Annotated in this window: 11 protein-coding genes; 6 read left to right on the top strand and 5 right to left on the bottom strand. The window is 73.4% G+C overall.

The genetic code is table 11. The annotated features are described in order from the left end of the window. Positions 1-161: 161 nt before the first annotated feature. Positions 162-1,253 carry an FAD-dependent monooxygenase gene (locus VET29_RS42380; protein ID WP_324932676.1) on the bottom strand — a complete coding sequence of 364 codons (1,092 nt, stop codon included), beginning with the start codon at positions 1,251-1,253 and terminating at the stop codon, positions 162-164. A gap of 82 nt (positions 1,254-1,335) precedes the next feature. Between VET29_RS42380 and VET29_RS42375 the strand changes: the two genes are divergently transcribed. Further along, positions 1,336-1,953 (top strand): helix-turn-helix domain-containing protein, encoded by a 618-nt coding sequence (locus VET29_RS42375; RefSeq protein WP_324932673.1) that lies wholly within the window; start codon positions 1,336-1,338, stop codon positions 1,951-1,953. 50 nt (positions 1,954-2,003) lie between these two features. On the opposite strand, the gene VET29_RS42370 is transcribed toward VET29_RS42375, so the two are convergent. After that, positions 2,004-2,894, bottom strand: a complete 891-nt coding sequence (locus tag VET29_RS42370; protein ID WP_324932670.1) for an SGNH/GDSL hydrolase family protein — start codon at positions 2,892-2,894, stop codon at positions 2,004-2,006. Positions 2,895-3,143: 249 nt separating this feature from the next. Here VET29_RS42370 and VET29_RS42365 point away from each other — a divergent pair, with 249 nt between their 5' ends. The 5 genes from VET29_RS42365 to VET29_RS42345 all read left to right on the top strand — a co-directional run bounded on the left by VET29_RS42365 (position 3,144) and on the right by VET29_RS42345 (position 12,767). Further along, on the top strand, positions 3,144-3,482 hold the full coding sequence (locus VET29_RS42365) for a YciI family protein (protein ID WP_324932667.1): 339 nt from the start codon (positions 3,144-3,146) through the stop codon (positions 3,480-3,482). Beyond that, positions 3,483-4,613, top strand: coding sequence for an RNA polymerase sigma factor (locus VET29_RS42360; protein WP_324932664.1), 1,131 nt, complete (start codon positions 3,483-3,485; stop codon positions 4,611-4,613). 339 nt (positions 4,614-4,952) lie between these two features. Continuing rightward, positions 4,953-7,718 carry a helix-turn-helix transcriptional regulator gene (locus tag VET29_RS42355; RefSeq protein WP_324932661.1) on the top strand — a complete coding sequence of 922 codons (2,766 nt, stop codon included), beginning with the start codon at positions 4,953-4,955 and terminating at the stop codon, positions 7,716-7,718. An 88-nt stretch (positions 7,719-7,806) separates the two neighbouring features. Continuing rightward, positions 7,807-8,487, top strand: coding sequence for an ESX secretion-associated protein EspG (locus VET29_RS42350; RefSeq protein ID WP_324932658.1), 681 nt, complete (start codon positions 7,807-7,809; stop codon positions 8,485-8,487). Between the two features lie 122 nt (positions 8,488-8,609). Then, positions 8,610-12,767, top strand: a complete 4,158-nt coding sequence (locus VET29_RS42345; protein ID WP_324932653.1) for an RHS repeat-associated core domain-containing protein — start codon at positions 8,610-8,612, stop codon at positions 12,765-12,767. Between the two features lie 20 nt (positions 12,768-12,787). On the opposite strand, the gene VET29_RS42340 is transcribed toward VET29_RS42345, so the two are convergent. Genes VET29_RS42340 through VET29_RS42330 form a run of 3 tightly spaced genes read right to left on the bottom strand, consistent with a single transcriptional unit; the run spans position 12,788 to position 17,042 of the window. Then, positions 12,788-13,285, bottom strand: a complete 498-nt coding sequence (locus tag VET29_RS42340; RefSeq protein ID WP_324932650.1) for a DUF742 domain-containing protein — start codon at positions 13,283-13,285, stop codon at positions 12,788-12,790. A gap of 8 nt (positions 13,286-13,293) precedes the next feature. Next, positions 13,294-13,722 carry a roadblock/LC7 domain-containing protein gene (locus VET29_RS42335; RefSeq protein WP_324932647.1) on the bottom strand — a complete coding sequence of 143 codons (429 nt, stop codon included), beginning with the start codon at positions 13,720-13,722 and terminating at the stop codon, positions 13,294-13,296. After that, positions 13,719-17,042 carry a nitrate- and nitrite sensing domain-containing protein gene (locus tag VET29_RS42330; RefSeq protein ID WP_324932644.1) on the bottom strand — a complete coding sequence of 1,108 codons (3,324 nt, stop codon included), beginning with the start codon at positions 17,040-17,042 and terminating at the stop codon, positions 13,719-13,721. Before VET29_RS42330 ends, VET29_RS42335 begins: the two co-directional genes overlap by 4 nt. Between the last annotated feature and the right edge of the window lie 225 nt (positions 17,043-17,267).

Below are 17,267 nucleotides of genomic sequence, written 5' to 3'. Positions count from 1 at the left end.
CCGCGCCGGAAATCAGGCAACTAATTCGGCGGCCCAGCTTCCTGCTGGCGGCGTTGCCGGTTCGCCCAAGTACGACCCAGTACGAGGGCGAACCGGCGTCTTGCCAGCAGAAACCTGGATCCACCGACTTAATCACCGCATCTCCGGCGCGGGACACTAGCTCACCGGCCGCCGGGCCACAGGCGGGCGGCGAGGTTGCGGGTCGCGAGGCCCAGCCTGGTCCTCGGCAGCAGCAGCGCCGCGGACAGCCCGACGGCACGCTGCTTCGGCCGGACGAGCCGGCGGTGCGCGGTCTCGTACCGGGCGAACGCCCCGGCCGGCGCCAGGAGCGCGTCGGCCAGCGTGTGCGCGCCGGCGATCGCGAGGCTGGAGCCGTCGCCCAGCAGGGACACGCACGACGCGGCGTCGCCGACGAGCGTGATCCGGCCCGCCGACCACGACGGGAGGTCGACCAGGCTGACGGCGTCGAAGAAGACGTCCTCGGCGGCGCGGAACCGGTCGAGCAGCTCGGGCACCCGCCAGCCGACGCCCGCGTACGCCTCGGCGACGATCCGCTTGTGCCGCACCAGGTCGCGGTGGTCGAAGCCGTCGACCTCGGCGCGGAAGATGAACGCGACCCCGCCCGTGCCACGCGACGGGTGGATGCCGACCAGCCGGCCGGGCGTGTTGTAGAGGATCACATCCTCCGGGTGGTCGGCCGGCTCGCCGAACGACGTCGTGGCGACGTGGATGCCGGTCGGGCGGACGAAGTCGTGCTCGGGCCCGAACGCGATGCGGCGGACGGTGGAGTGCAGCCCGTCCGCGCCGACCACGAGGTCGAACCGGCGGGGCGCGGCCCGGCCGAACGTGACGTCGACGCCGTCGCCGTCCTGGCGCAGCTCGGTGATCGTGTCGTCGAAGAGGAACTCGGCGTCGTCCCGCGCCGCCTCGTACAGGATGCCGGCGAGGTCGTCGCGGGGGATCTCGACCTCGTCGCCCTTGTTCGACGGCATGCGGACGGTCGCGACCTGGCGGCCGTCGCCGGCCAGCAGGCGGATCCGTCTCGACGTCGTCGCGGCGTCCCGTAACCGCGGCACGATGCCCATGGCCTGGACCACCGGCACGGCCGGACCGCGGACGTCGACGGGGTTGCCGCTGGAGCGCCGGCCAGCCGACCGTTCCACGACGGTGGGCTTGAAGCCGTTGCGCGCCAGCCAGTACGCGAGGGTCGAGCCGGCCACGCCCGCCCCGGAGATCAGCACGTTCTTCGTCATGCCGCCGACGTTAACAGCAGTGAGTGCAGAAATGCAATGAATGCAGTTTTGCACTGACTGCTGGTCTGCGTATGCTGCCGCCATGTCCCTTCGCGACCGAAAGCGCGCACGTACCCGTCAGGCACTGGTCGACGCGGCGACGGAACTGTTCGCGCGCAAGGGCTACGACGAGACGACGATCGCCGACATCGCGGCGGCGGCCGAGATCGGCGCGCGGACGTTCTTCAGCTACTTCGGCAGCAAGGAGGAGCTGCTGTTCCCCGAGTACGACGCACGCGTGCGGGCGGCAGTCGACGCCATCGCGACCCGCGGGCCGGACGAGGGACCGGCGGACGTGCTGCTGCGTGCGCTGGGCGAGGTCCACCGCACCAGCGAGGAGATGGTCGGCCCGCTGGCGGTGCTGCGGATGCGGATGATCCAGACCGTGCCGGCCGTGCGGGGGCGGGCGTTGCAGGTGCAGCTGGCGGCCCAGCGCGAGATCGCGAAGCACCTGGCGGAGGCGTTTGCCGAGCTCGACCTGGTGCACGCGGCGGCGCTGACGGGCGCGTTCGTCGGCGCGGTCGCCGGTGCGCTCCAGGGCCTGATGGACAGCGCGGACGGGATCGACGGGACCGACCCCGCGGGCTTGCAGGCCGCCATGCGGACGGCCACCGAGGTGGCGCTGTTCCCATGGCGGGCCCGTCAGCGCGGTGATTCCTGAATGTTGGTCGCGTTACGGAGACGTGGACCCGGCAGGACCCACGGACAGGGTCAGCTCAGGTGGAACCTGTGCTGGATCAGGTCGGCCAGCGTGCGCTGACCCGTGGCGTTCAGGTGCAGCACCGCCTCCAGGCCCTCCTGGCCGGGGGCGAGGGCCTCGAAGCCGCGGTAGTACGGCACGTCGGCCTGGCACAGCGAGTGCCCGGCGAACTCCGGGGTCCCGTACGGGGTGACGAACGTGGCGCCGGCCTGACGCGCGGTGCCGCGCAGGGTCTGGTCGAGCGCCGCGGCGACCTGGTTGCCGTCGATGCGTTCCTGGGGGGTGAAGATCCCGTCGCCGCAGATCGGGTCGAGCGGCACGTCCGGCGCGTTGGGGCCGTCGGTGAGCTGGCTGCCGTAGCCGGTGAGGACGACGTGCGCGTGCGGGCTGCGTGTCCTGATGTCGGCGAGCAGGGTGGCCAGGTTCTGGCTCATGCCCGGCAGCTTGGCAAGCTCGTCCTGGGTCGGCTGGCCACTGCAGTCGGCGAGGACGCACTGCGCGCCGTACCCGGCGAAGTCGATGTCGCCGGTGCCGATGCTGAGGAAGACGACGTGGGTGTCGGGCTGGAGGGCGTCCAGTTGCGGCGCCTCGCCCTTGAACTCCTCGCGCAGGGTGGCCGTCGAGGCGCCGCTGCAGGTGACGTTCGTGAAGGAGACCGACGCGCCGGCGTCGCGGAGCCGTGCGACGAGTGTCTCGGAGTAGGAGTTGGCGCTGCGCCAGCAACCGTTCGCGACACCGGTACCGTCGAGGTAGTCACCCGCGCCGGTGCCCGAGCCGTAGGAGTCGCCGAGGGCGACGACGTTGAGCGTGTGTCTGGCCGTGTCCGCGGCGGCTGTGCCGGCGGAGAGCCCGGCCACCGCGACCGCGGCGACGACAGCGGTCCTGACAAGGGTGGAGAACAAGGAACCCCCATAGGTTCGTCGAGAGGTGAACCCTGTCGATCTTGGCACCGCTCGCGGGTGCCGTGGGGTGGGTCGGGACATCTCGGCCCGAAAGGTCATGCCCGGCTGGCCACGATCTCTCGTCTGTGACGGGCGTCACGTAGGCTCGCTGTCCCCGTCGCGGCGCGGCGTTCGTCCTGTCGCCAGATCCACCTGAGAGGAGCTGGACATGGGCAAGGTCACCGAGGTTTCGCCGAACGGGAGGGCCGGATGAGGTACGCACTGCTGATCAACGAACAGCCCGGCGCCTACGCGGGGATGACCGCGGACGAGCGGGCCGCCATCACCGCGGAGTACATGGCCATCCGGAACGACGAGCGGGTGTTCGAGGGGCGGCGGCTGCAGCCGGCGGACACGGCCACGACGGTCCGGTCCGCGGCCGGCGAGCTGCTGCTGACCGACGGCCCGTTCGCGGACACCAAGGAGGTCTTCGGCGGGTTCTTCCTCGCCGAGACGGCCGACCTGGACGAGGTGCTGGAGCTGGTCGGCCGCATCCCGGCCCTGCGGATGGGCGGGTCCGTCGAGGTGCGGCCGCTGCTGGAGTACTGAGTGCTCGACCAGGTCTTCCGCGACGAGTGGGGCCGGGTCCTCGCGTCCCTGGTCGGCTTCCTCGGCGATGTCGACCTCGCCGAGGAGGCCGCCCAGGAGGCGTTCGCCATCGCCGCCGAGCGGTGGGCGCGGGACGGTCCACCGGACAACCCGCGGGCCTGGCTCGTGGTGACCGCCCGCAACCGGGCGATCGACCGCATCCGCCGGCGGCGGCCGCCGGCCGCCCGGCCGTTGGAGACGCCGCCGGAGACGGTCCCGGACGACCGGCTGCGGCTGGTCTTCCTGTGCTGCCACCCGGCGCTGGCCACGGAGGCGCAGGTCGCGCTGACGCTGCGGGCGCTGGGCGGGCTGACGACCGCGGAGATCGCCCGGGCGTTCCTGGTGCCCGAGGAGACCATGAAGCGCCGGCTTTCCCGGGCCCGCAACAAGATCCGGGCGGCGGCGATCCCGTTCACGACCCCGCCGGACCACCTGCTGCCCGACCGGCTGGGGGCCGTGCTGTCCGTCGTCTACCTGATCTTCAACCAGGGTTACGGCGACGGCCGGGCCGACCTGGCCGCGGAGGCCATCTGGCTCGGGGAGATGCTGGCCGACCTCATGCCGGACGAGCGGGACGTGTTCGCGCTGCTGGCGTTGCTGCTGCTGCACGACTCACGCCGGGCCGCGCGGGTGCGGGACGGCGAGACCGTCCCGCTGGCCGACCAGGACCGCGGGCTGTGGGACCTGGCGCGGGTCTCGCGGGGGCGGGCGATGCTGGCGCGCGCGACCGCGCTCGGTGCCGCGGGCGTGTACGCGGTGCAGGCGTCGATCGCCGCGTTGCAGACCGAGCCGGAGATCGACTGGCCAGCGGTGGCCGTGTTGTACGGGCGGCTCCACGAGCTGACCGGGTCGCCGGTGGTGGCGCTCAACCGCGCGGTCGCGGTCGCGGAGACCGAGGGGCCGAGGGCGGCGCTGGCCCTCGTGGACGCGCTGGATCTCGATGGATACCGGTACTTCCACTCGACGCGGGCCGAGCTGCTGCGGCGGGCCGGGGAGGTGGCGGCGGCGCGGGAGGCGTACGAGAAGGCGCTCGGACTGGCGACCACGGACGCGGAAAGGGGTTTCCTGCGGCGTCGGCTGGGGGAGCTGTGAGCGGCGGGCGTGGCCTCCGGCCCCCGGTTCGATCGTCCCACGGGGCACCGACATTCCACAGGGCACCGACATCGTGGGTCGCGCGCCGGCGAACGCCGGTCACAAGGGATGCGGCCACCGGGCGGGATGGTGCTCGGTGGCCGCATGGATTTCAGTGCCCCAGCCCGGTGAGGTGGGGACGGGGCCGAGTACCACGCCCGCGGCGATCCGAACCACGTCCAGGACTGGTCTGACCAGAGCGTGGCCGCCAGATACATCTCTGGGACAAGTATCACCGTCGATGGTGGATTCGACAGCTGACCGGGCCGATCACGAAATTGGCTCAGTAGTCTGCGAAACATGGCAGAAGGGGAGGACCGGCAACTCATCGGACGGGAGCGGGAGCTGGCGCGGCTCCACGAGCTGACGCGTCTGGTGGCCGAGGGCAGGGGCGGCCTCGGCTGGGTGCGTGGCGAGCCGGGCATCGGCAAGTCCGCGCTCGTCAACGCCGTGGCCGAGCGGGCACGGCTGGCCGGCTGCACGGTCCACCGCGCCACGGGGGACGAGCTGGCGCAGGCGTTTCCGCTCCGCCTGATGGCCGACGCGTTCGGGGTGTCCGCCCGCACGCAGGACCCGGCCAAAGCCGCCATCAACCGCCTGCTGCGTGGTGAGGACACCGGCGCCGCCGACCCCGTGCTGGCCGCCGGTGAGCGGCTCCTCGAACTGGTCGACCGCCTCTGCACCACGGGCCCGGTCGTCCTCGTCGCCGAGGACCTCCAGTTCGCCGACGAGCCGAGCCTCCTGCTCTGGAACCGCCTCGCCCGCGCCGTCGACCAGATCCCGTTGCTGCTCCTCGCCACCGACCGGCCGGCGCCCTACCGCGCGACCGTCGCCCGCCTGCACGACCTCACCCGCGAGCGCGATGGCGAGATCGTCGAGCTGGCGCCCCTCGACGAGGACGGGACCGCCCGGGTCGCCGAGCGGCTGCTCGGCGCGCCGCCCGGCCCGCGGCTGCGCGGCGAGTTGGCCAGGGCCGGCGGAAATCCCTTGTACGTCAGGGAGTTGGTCGACGCGCTCACCCGGGACGGCCTCATCGCCGACGGCGAGTTCCGCGGCGCGGACGGGGCGGTGCCCGACTCCCTCGCGGTCGCCATCGGCCGCAGGCTGCGGTTCCCCAGCGCCGACATGCTGCGCGTCGCCGCCCTGCTGGGCAACGACTTCGGCATCGACGAGCTGGTCATCGCCACCGGGCGGTCGGTGGCCGAGCTGACCTTCGCCGTCGAGGAGGCCATCGCGGCCGGCGCGATCCAGGAGGCGGGGTCGCGGCTCGCGTTCCGGCACGAGGTGATCCGGCAGGTGCTCGTCGGCCAGGCCTCCGCGGCCACCATCGAGGGCCTGCACAGCCATCTGGCCAGGGAGCTCGCCGCCGCCGGCCGCGGGGTCGACGTCGTTGCCCCGCACCTGCTCGCCGCGCCGCGGGCGGGTGAGCGCTGGGTCGCGGAGTGGCTGGCCGGGGTGCCCGAGACCATGCTCTACGCCGTCCCGCAGGTCGCCGCCGAGCTGCTCCTGCGCATCACCAGCAGGCACGGCGCCGACGACCCGCTCTGGCCGGTCCTCGCCGCCCGCGCCGCGCAGGTCCTCTACTGGCTCGGCCGCCCCGAGGCCGGCCGCCTCGCCGCGGAGGTCGCCGGGCACACCGACGACCCCGCTCTGGCCGCGACCATGACGATCCTGCGCCTGCGTGCGGCCGGCCGCGCCGGCCAGGCCGACGAGGCGCTGGCCCTCGCCAGGACCCCGCTGGGCGAGGACGTGCCGCCGCACCTGCGTGCCCGGTTCCTCGCCTGGTCGGCGATCAACCTCGCGTCCTTCGGCGAGGTCGACGCGGCCGCCACCAACGCGCGGCACGCGCTGGACGAGGCCACGCGGTCCGGTGACCGGCTGGCCCTCGCCTACGCGCTGCACGCGTCGACGCTCGTCGTCGACGCCCCGACCGCCGTCGCCCGCATCGACCGCGCGCTCGCGGAGCTGGGCGAGGACCCGGAGTCAACGGACCTGCGCCTGCTGCTCACCAACAACCGCCTGACCTACCTCTCGGTGCTCGGCCGCTGGGCCGACGCCGAGGTCGCGCTGCCCCGCGCGCTGGTGCTGGCCGAGCGGGCCGGCACGTTCCGCGCGGCGGGCCTGCTCGCCACGGCCGGCGAGGTCGGCTACATGCACGGCGACTGGGACGACGCGCTTGTCCACCTCGGCGGGATCGACGCCGAGTTCCGCGCCAACCGGGCCAACCTCAACCCGCTCGCGGTCGGCGCGCTCATCGCGCTGCACCGCGGTGACCGGGAGGCCGCGAACACCTGGCTCGCCGCGGCGGGCGACGACTTCGCGGAGCTGACGAAGCTGCCGGCGAACTGGCGGCTGGCCGCCGCGTGGTCGCTGTCCGCCGAGGCCGCCGGCGAGCCGAGACAGGCGCTGGACCGGCTGGCGACCCTGCTGGCGCACAGCCACGTGCCGGGGCAGCGCACCCGCCAGGAGCTGATGCCGCACCTGGTCCGGCTGGCCCTGTCGGTGGGCGACCGCGACCTCGCGGACACCGTCGTGGCCATGTGCCAGGCCGACGCGGACGCGAACCCGCAGGTGGACCGGATCGCGGCGGCCCAGTGCTGCCAGGCCCTGCGCGACGGCGACGCCGAGGGACTGATGGCGGCCGCGCGGCGTTACGGCGAGTACGGCTGGCCGCTGCAACAGGCACTGGCGCTGGAGGAGGCGGCGGTCACGCTGGCGCAGGACAACGAGCCCGGCCCGGCGCGCACCGCGTTCACCGACGCGCTGAACGTCTACAACGGCCTTGGCGCGGTGTGGGACCTGCGGCGGGTCGAGGCGAGGCTGCGGCCGTTCGGCATCCGGCGCGGTCCGCGCAGCCTGCGTCGCCGGCCGGCCACCGGGTGGGCGGCGCTGACGCCGGCGGAGACGCGGGTGGCGAAGCTGGTCGCGCGTGGGATGTCCAACCCGGACATCGCGGACGAGCTTTTCCTTTCGCGCCGGACGGTGCAGACTCACGTGTCGAACATCCTCGCCAAGCTGCGGTTGCGCTCGCGGATCGAGATCATGCGGGCGGCGGCCGGCGAGTAGCGGACGCCAGTACCCACGCGATACCTCCGCAATACCTACGTGCCGTGGCCGATGACTACGCCACCCGCCGGGGCCGAAGCTGGATGGTGTGAACGCGCAATCCCTGTTGGTCGGCTTCACCCTGGATCCCGTCGAGCTCGCCGTGCTGCGCCAGGCGTTCGGCGTGCGCTCGCGGCTGTTCCCACTGCGGCTGGGCGACCTGAGCGTCGACCCCCTGATGGCCGAGGCGGTCCGCGACGCACTCGACAGCCGTGGCCTGACCACCGGGCCGCACTCCCCGGCGCGGACGGCGTTCGAGCTGCTCGCGGAGCACCGGGTGGCCGTGTCGGTCACCGGTTCGCCCGGCGAGCTCACCGCCCTCGCGGTCGCCGGCGGCGACCAGGCCTTGACCATCGTCCAGCCGGCCGACGACGAGCTGCGGTTGACCCTCCTCCCGGCCGAGGAGCTGGTCGGCCAGGTCGTCGGCCTGCTGCCGCCCGCACAGGCCGCCGCGGGCGTCCCGGTCGTCGTCGGCCCGGACGCCTGCGGCGCCGACCGGCTCGCGGCACAGCTGGCCGGCCCGCGGACCGGCGGCGGGTTGCTCGCCGCGTCCGGCCGGGGCCGGCGCGGGCTGTGGGCGGACATGATCGGCTGGGTCGACACCGCGGCCGGCCGCCACCTGGTGCGCACGTCGCCCGGCCGCGCCCGCGGCTTCTCCGCCGAGTACTCACCCGCCGGCCCGCGGGAGCTGAGGGCGGCCGTCCTCGGGCTGCTGGAGGGCGACCGGTGACACACCCACGAGCTGGCACGCGTCCTGGACCCGTGCCATCACGCTCGCCCGGCCGGGTGGCCGCGGCGGGACGCGGTCCGGCATCCGGTGGCGGAGAGGAAGGTCCGGCCCTCAGCAGGGGAGTGCACGGACCGACCGTCCCAGTCTCCGTCCCGGATGACCGGGCCGCGCCGGAGCCGGTCGGGGCCGGCGCCGGAACGGGCGGGCCGCGTGCGGGGGACGCGGCCCGCGGCGAGGGCGACCTCTTCGGCGACACCTCGAAGGCGTTGCGGAAGCTGGCGGTCGACCCGTCCGGGCCACCGGCCCGCGGCCACGGCGCCGGCATCGGCGGCTCCCGCGGCCTCGGTGGCGCCACCACCCCGGCACGCGGCAAGGAACCGCCGCGTGCCAAGGGTTTCAACGGCAACCCCGACGCACACGGCACACCGGTCAGGGACAAGTCCCTGTGTGGCGACCCGATCGACGTCGCCACCGGCTGGATGGTCATGCCGCGGGACGACATCGAGCTGGCCGGCGCGCTGCCGCTGACCTTCTCCCGCACACACCTGTCGTCCTACCGCCTCGGCCGGTGGTTCGGCGAGTCCTGGGCGTCCACTGTGGACCAGCGGATCGAGGTCGAGCCGGACGGCCTGCACCTGGTCCTCGCCGACGGCACCATCCTGGTCTACCCGGTCCCGTTCGGCGGCCAGGAGGTCCTGCCCGCCACCGGCCCGCGCCTCCCGCTGCGCCGGGTCGGTGACGGCTACGAGGTCGTCGACCCGGCGCAGGACCGGGTCATGCTCTTCGACGACCACCTGAAGTCCGTCATGGACGGTGACGGCAACCGCATCGACCTCCGTCGCGCCGCCGACGGCACCCCCACGGCCATCGAGCACTCCGGCGGCTACCGGCTCGACCTCCACACCGAGGACGGCCGCATCACCGCGATCACCCTGCGCGGCAAGGAGCTCATCCGCTACCGCTACGAGAACGGCCGCCTGGCCGAGGTCACCGACGCCAGGGAGACGACCAGGTTCACCTACGACGCCGACGGCCGGGTCGTGCGCTGGGAGGACCAGGCCGGCCGCTGGTACCGCTACCACTACGACCACGCCGGCCGCTGCGTGCGCACCGAGGGCGCCGACGGCTACCTGGACTCGGAACTGGCCTACGACAAGGGGGTCACCACCGTCACCAACTCCCTCGGCCACGCCACCCGCTACCACCTCGACGACCGCCTGCGGCTGACCGCCGAGACCGACCCGCTCGGCAGCACCACGCGCTACGAGCACGACGAGCACGGCCGCCTCCTCGCCCGCACCGACCCGCTGGGCCGCACCACCCGCTACGAACGCGACGCGGCCGGCAACATCACCACCGTCACCCGCCCCGACGGCAGCCAGGCGCGCCGCGAGTACGACGGGCGGAACCAGCCGGTCATCACGACCGGCCCCGACGGCGCGGTGTGGGTCCGCGAGTACAACGGGCGGGGAAAGCTCGTCCGCACCATGGATCCGACCGGCGCGGTCACCACGTACACCTACGACGGCGCCGGCAACGTCAACACCATGACCGACCCGCTCGGCGGCGTCACGCGCGTCGAGTCCAACGCCGCCGGCCTGCCGGTCACGGTCACCGACCCGCTCTGCGCCGTCACCCGCTACACCTACGACGACCTCGGCCACCGCGCGACGGTCACCGACCCGCTCGGCAACACGACCACGACGACCTGGGACGCAGCCGGTGAGCCGCGCGAGCGGATCGACCCCGACGGCGCGGTCTGGCGCTGGCACGAGCACCGGACGATCGACCCGCGCGGCGCCACCACCGCCGCCGAGTACGGGCACTTCGACCTGCTCGTCGCCGAGACGGGCTCCGACGGCGGCCGGCTGTCCTACGCGTACGACACCGAGCTGCGGCTGGTGTCGGTGACCAACGAGCAGGGCCTGGACTGGCGCTACACCTACGATCCGGCCGGCAACCTGGTCAGCGAGACCGACTACAACGGCCGCACCACGCACTACGGCTACGACGCCGCCGGCCGGCTCGCGCTGCGGGGCAACGGCGCGGGTGAGACCGTCGCGTTCGACCGGGACGAGCTCGGCCGGATCGTCCGCCGCCGCGCGACCGGGGCCTCCGCCGAGGACACGGCCGAGTACACCTACGACGCCGCCGGCCGGCTGACCTCGGCCCGCAACGCCGACGCCGAGGTCACGTTCACCTACGACGCGCTCGGCCGGGTCGTGGCCGAGTCCATCAACGGCCGCACGGTCCGGTCCACCTACGACCTGGCCGGCCGCCGCACGACCCGCCGCACACCGTCGGGCGCGGAGTCCCGGTTCGCCTACGACGCGGCGGACCGCCCGGTCGCGCTGCACACCGCGGGCCGCACCGTCCGGTTCGAGCACGACCTGGCCGGCCGCGAGCTGGCCCGGTCGTGCGGTGGCGTCGAGCTGCGGCAGAGCTGGGACGCCGGTGACCGGCTGGCCACGCAGACCGTGCGTGCCGGCGCCGGCATCGTGCGGCGCCGCGAGTACGGCTACCTGCCCGACGGTCACCTGTCTCGGGTCGACGACACGGAGTTCGGGCCGAGCGTGCTGGACGTCGACCTGGCCGGCCGGGTGCTGGCCGTGCGGGGCCGGGCGTGGCAGGAGAGCTACACCTACGCGCCGGGCGGCACCATCCAGCACGCCAGCTGGCCGGGTGCCGCCGGGCCGCGGCACTACCTCGGCACGCTGCTGGTGTCCGCGGGCGACACGGTCTACGCGCACGACCCCGAGGGCCGGACCGTCGCGAGAGGACGCTGGCGCTTCGAGTGGAACGACGACAGCAGGCTGACCGGCGTGACCACCCCCGACGGCCAGCGCTGGCGGTACCGGTACGACGCGCTCGGCAGGCGGATCTGCAAGCAGCGCCTGGACGGGGCGGGCCGGATCGCCGAGCAGACCCAGTTCACCTGGGACGGCGCGAACCTGGCGGAGGAGGTGCGGGACGGCGGCACGCACGCCCAGCCGGTCGCGACCGTGTGGGACTGGGAACCGGGCACGGCCCGGGTCGTCACGCAGACCAGGCGTGTCCTCGGCAGGGGCGGCGTCGAGTTCCACACCGTGGTCACGGACCTGGTCGGCGCGCCGAGCGAGCTGGTCGACGAGCGGGGAGACGTGGCCTGGCGGGCGCGGATGACGTTGTGGGGCAAGCTGTTGTCGGCGCGGGGGACCGCGTACACGCCGCTGCGGTTCCCCGGTCAGTACCACGACGCCGAGACCGGCCTGTACTACAACGTCAACCGCTACTACGACCCGGACACGGGCCGGTACCTGTCCCACGACCCGTTCGGCCTCGACCCGTCCCCGGACTCCTTCGCCTACGTGGGAAACCCGACGGCGTGGATCGACCCGCTCGGCCTCATGGCGTGCGCGCTCGCGGGTGGCTCCGGCGGCGGCAGGAAGCCGCCGGGACAGCACGACGCGCAGGCGGGCCCCGGCCCGTCCACGATGGCGAACAAGAAGAAGCGCAGGCGGGCCGACGACGACGATGACGACGACGACTCCGGCCCGAACAAGGTGCGGAAGGAGAGCTACGCGGACGGCGAGCACGGCGCCAAGAAGCGTGAGCAGCAGCGGCTGGGCAAGCTGTTCGACACGAAGGTCAGCGGCGGCTCGCACCAGTCGGAGCACACGATCGGCTACGAGGCGCTCGGCCGCGGCAGCGGCGACGGGCGCGGCGCCGGTAGGCAGCAGAAGTTCGTGGAGAACCACGCGTGGGCCTACCAGGAGGACAAGCCCGCGCACCGGGCGCACTGGGGCACCGGCATGCACAAGGACGAGTCGCCGTCCGGGTTCAAGTCCTCCCAGGACTACCGCGACGCACAGCGGAACGCGCTGGAGGCCGGCGATCCCAACACGGCCATCCAGCTCAACCAGCTCGACTACGCCTTCCGGCCGGAGTTCCGCGCCACCAACAACACCCTCTCCGGCCAGATCGCGGACGAGTCGTTCCGGCACATGATCATGAACGCGCACGCCCGGGGCGAGGGGATCCACTACGCCACCGCCCCCGGCGTCAACGGGGTGACTCCGCCGCTGACCGACCGGGACGCCGCCGAGCTGCTGCTGAACCGGCCGGTCATCCGTGACCAGCGGCTGCCGACCCTGGCGGAGGAGCAGGACGTCATCGACGAGGTCGAGGGCCGCGGCCCGGCCATCGGCAACCGCGACCCCGGCGGCCCCTGGGAGCACGGCGGTGGTCCACCCCCGGGCGGCCCGAGCGGGAGCGTCGACAAGGGCAAGCGCCGCGCGTGACCGCCAGGGCACCGAGCGGGTCAGGTACGCAGGTTGCTCAGGCCACGCAGCACGCGCCGCAGGAGGTCCATGTCCGGCTGGCCGTCGCCGGTGGTCGCGGTGGCGTGCACGGTCACCAGGCCGAGGCCGGCCATGTCGTCGAGCAGGACGCGGACCACGCCGAGCGGCAGGGACAGCAGCGCGCCGATCTCGGCGACCGACCTGGACTGCCGGCAGATGCGGGCCACCGACTGGTGCTCGCTGCGCATGGTGTGCATGAGCTCCTCGGCCCGCGTGGTGGTCGAGATGAGCGTCTCGATCTCCAGCTGGCCGCTCGTCCTGGTGCGGCCGCCCGTCCATGCGTAGGCACGCACGCTGGCGGCGTTCTCCTCGCGGGGTGCCTCCTCGAACAGCGGCACCGCCTCGGGTTTCGGTTGTTCCCGCGCCTGCGGGCCGGGTCGCTTGTGGGGGCGGTTGACGCCCATGAGGCCGTTGAAGACGTCCGCGAACGTGGACTCGGGCTCGTCACCGGAGCTCATGGCGTGCCTCAGCCGGCGGCAAGCGCGGCACGCAGCTGCGGGGTGAGGATCTGGCCGACCTGGTCGACCAGAACGGTCATCTCGTACGCCACCTGCGCGATGTCACAGTCGCGGACCGCCAGCACCGCGAGGCACGAGCCGTCCTTGATCGAGGTCAGCAGCAACACGCCGAGGTCCATCTCGACGACCGCACGGACGACCTCGTCCGCGCCGAGCAGCTTGGCCGCGGCGATGTTCAGGCTGACCAGCCCGGCCGAGATGGCCGCCATCTGCTCGGCCCGGTCGAGCGGCAGGCGGTTGGAACCGGTCAGGAGCAACCCGTCGACCGACACCACCACCGCGTGCGCCACGCCGGGCACGTTGTCCGCGAAACTGTTGACCAGCCAGCCGAACTGCCCGACCTGGCGGGTCTCGTCCGCCCTGTGCGCACCCGTCATGATCCAGATTCCCCTTCGCGGTTCTCACTCTGGCGGATGCCGGCCTGGAAGCCGCTCATGAACCCTCGCGCCCGTGCGGCGTCCCGGGTCGCGGCGGGCGGCTGCGCCGGGGCGGCCGACTGCCCACGCGGCGCCGCGCCCTGCAGGTGCCCCCTCGGCACCCGCTTGGGCAGCCCGGCCGGTCCGGTGGTGACGACCGGCGGCTCCGGCGGTTGCGGTCGCGGTGGTCTCGCCGGTGCGCCGGCCCTGGTGCGCAGCCAGGAGAACCCCGGCTCCCGCCCGACCGCGGCCTCGCCACCGTCCCCGCCCATCGTGTTGTCCGCGAACAGGATCGAGGCGGGCGTGCTGGCCGCCGGGAACTCCGGCAGGGTGACGGCGATCCCCGCGGACTCGAGCTGCCTGGCCACCTCGACCGGCTCGAACTCCTCGTAGGAGGGAAGTGAACGTGAAGCCGCGGTCTCGCCGAGGACCACGGCGGGGAGGCCGACCTGCGTCGGCGCGTCGTCCCCGGCGGCCGGCTCGGACCTCTCGGTTGCCGTCCGCTCGTCCGATCCGGCGCCTTCGGCCGAGCGCACCGGCTCCAGCACACTGGTCGACTCGGCCGCGCCGGGCGCCGGTGCCTCGGCACCGGACGTCCCGCGCCGGCCGGCGTTCGTGGCCTTCCCGGCCGGCTCCGGCTCGCCGCCGGGGGCCGGTTCGGGTTCCTTCGTGGCTGCCGGCCGACCGGCCGGCGGTCGCGAGTCGTCGGAGTAGGCGGCCGGCACCGCAGCCCTGCCGGGGATCCGCTTGGGCAGTCCGCCCGGCTCCGGCCGCTTCGGTGACTCGGGTTCGCTGATCGCCGGGCGTGGGTCGGGCAGGGCGACGGCCGGCGGTTCGGCGTCGCCGCTCGCGGCCGGCCAGCCCGCGGCGTCGCCGGGGGTGGTCGACTCGGCCTTCTTCACGGCCTCGAGCCAGTTCGCCGCCGTCGGTGGTTCGCCGGTGTGCGCCGGTGCCTGCGCGCCGCCGCGTGCCGCCTCGAGCCAGTTGGGGCCCGCCGGTCGCTCGCCCGGCCCGCCGGCCGCCTGCTCCCGGGCGCCGTCCAGCCAGTTGATCGCCGCGAACTCGCCGGTGTCCCCGGACTCCGCCTTCTTCGCGGCCTGCAGCCAGCTCGCCGCCACCGACCGCTCGGGACCGGCGCTACCGGCAGTACCGCCCCGGTCGGCCGGCGCCTGCCCGGCGGCGGTCGTCAGCCACGACTCGTCCGTCCGCTCGCCCCTTGCCCGCGTGCCCCCCGACGCGGTCGGCGCCGACAACCCGGTCCCGGGATCCGGCTCGTCGACCGCCGCGACCGACCGCACCTGCGACCACTCCGCCGCCGACGCCGGCCCGTCCTGCCCGAACGAGGGCAGCTCGAACGCGGCGGTCTGACCTGGGTCGCCGATGTTCACCAACCCCGCCGGCACCAGCACCGAGGCACACAACCCGCCATCGACCCGCGGAATCAGCCGCACGTGAATCCCGTGCCGCGCGGTGAGGCGCCCGACCACGAACAGCCCCATCTGCCGCGAGATCGGCACGTCCACGCCGCCGCCACCGGTGATCTTCTGGTTGGCCTCCGCCAGCTCCTTCTCGCCCATGCCGACGCCCTTGTCGACGATGTCCACCACCGCCGACCCGTCCTGCAGCAGCCGGCTCACCACCGTCACCTGCGCGTCGGGCGGCGAGAACGCCGTCGCGTTCTCGATCAGCTCGGAGATGGACCTGATCAGGTCACCGGCCGCGTAGCCGGCGATCCGCACGTCCGGCACCGACCGGACCACCGCCCGCTGGTAGTGCTCCACCTCGGAGATCGCGGCACGCAGCACGTCCGGCAGCGGCATGGGCTCGGCGAACCGGCGCAGCAGCCCGGTGCCCGACAGCACCATCAGGTTCTCGTTGTTGCGCCGCATCCGCGTCGCCAGGTGGTCGATCTTGAACAGGTTCTCCAGCTGGTCGGGGTCCTCGGTCTTCTGCTCCAGCTGCTCCATCAGCCGCAGCTGCCGCTCCACCAGCCCCTGGCTGCGCCGCGACAGGTTCGTGAAGATGTTCGCCAGGTTGCTGCGCAGGCTCGCCTCCTCGGCGGCGGACCGCACGGCCTGGCCGTTCACCGCGTCGAACGCGCGGGCCAGCTGGCCGAACTCCTCGGTCGACCGCAGCGGCACCGGCTCGATCTCGACCTTCTCACCAGCTCGGATGCTCACCACGGCCGCCGGCAGCCGCTCGTTCGCCACGGCCAGCGCGGTCCGCCGCAGCAGGCCGACCGAACGCAGCAGGTACCGCCCGAGACCGCCCCCGATGCCCGCCGCCAGCAGCACCATCGACAGGAGCAGCACCGACTCCAGGCCCGCGCGGTTGCTGACGCTCTCCGCAAGCGCGGCCGAGTCCGACCGCAGGCTGTTCGCCGCCTGCCGGGTCAGGTCGGTCATCAGCGTGAACGACGCGTTCGAGTTCGTGTTCCACTGTTCCTGGTTGAACGGCAGCGCGGCCGGGTCGGTGGTGCGCAGGGCGTCCACGAGCCGCAGGTACGCGATCACGTTGTCGCCCTCGACGGCATCCTGGTAGCGGGTGGCCAGGGCGGGCGGGGCCTGTGCCTGGAAGTCCTCGAGCTTGTCGTCGAACCGGACGTCGGCCTCGAGCAGCAGTTGCCTCGCGGCATCGGGCAGGACGCGGTCCCGCAGGGCCATGTTGCCGATCACCTGCTGCAACGCGACCTGCTCGCTCATGCCCTGCAGCTCGGACAGCGCGAGCGACGTGGCGGCCAGGTCCTCGGCGGGGAACCGGCCCACCAGTGAGCGGTCGTACTCCAGCACCGGGTTGACCACGGCGTTGTACGCGCTGAGCACGATGAGCCCGTCCGCGCCGGACGTCACCTGCCGCCGGGCCAGGGGCAGGGTGTCGAGCGCGCGGACGAGCGCGCCGTAGCCGGAGGTCGGATCGCCGAGACCGGGGTCGCGCCGGACGACCTCCTTCATCGCGGCGACGGCCCGGTCGGTCGCCTTCGCGGCCGGGTCGAGCTGTCCGCCCGCCCGAAGGGCCTCGTTGCGCTCGCGCTCGACGGCCGCCAGCACCGAGACGAACTGGGTGCGCAGTGCCGCGACGCGTTCGGTCGCGGAGTAGGACCTGGCCAGGCTGACGTCCGCCTCGACCCGCAGGACCCCCAGGACCAGGGCGCTCACGACGGGCACGACGAGCACCACACCCAGCTTGACCAGCAGCGGCCAGTTCCGCCACTGGACCGTCGCCGACCACCACGTACTCCGACGAGCGACCGGCTCGGGCCCGCTCGCCTGGACCGAGCTCACGAGATGCACCTCACCCACGGCGTTGGCTTCTCGGGCACGCCCGGCCGTCCCGACAATCCCAGTCAATTTAGGGATTCGACACCGCTATTTTCAAGCTCCGTTTATGCCACCGACTGAGCACTCTCCGTTGCCAGACCAATTTTGGCAACTGGTTTTCTCGATCTTACTGTATGCCGAAAGTTTCGAACCCAACGAGGCCTTGACTATGGGCGCGCGCTCGTTACG

The sequence above is a fragment of the Actinophytocola sp. genome, from assembly GCF_035634895.1.
Taxonomy (GTDB): domain Bacteria; phylum Actinomycetota; class Actinomycetes; order Mycobacteriales; family Pseudonocardiaceae; genus Actinophytocola.
The sequence above is the reverse complement of the archived record's forward strand: the minus strand, read 5'-3'. Positions and strand labels throughout refer to the sequence as shown.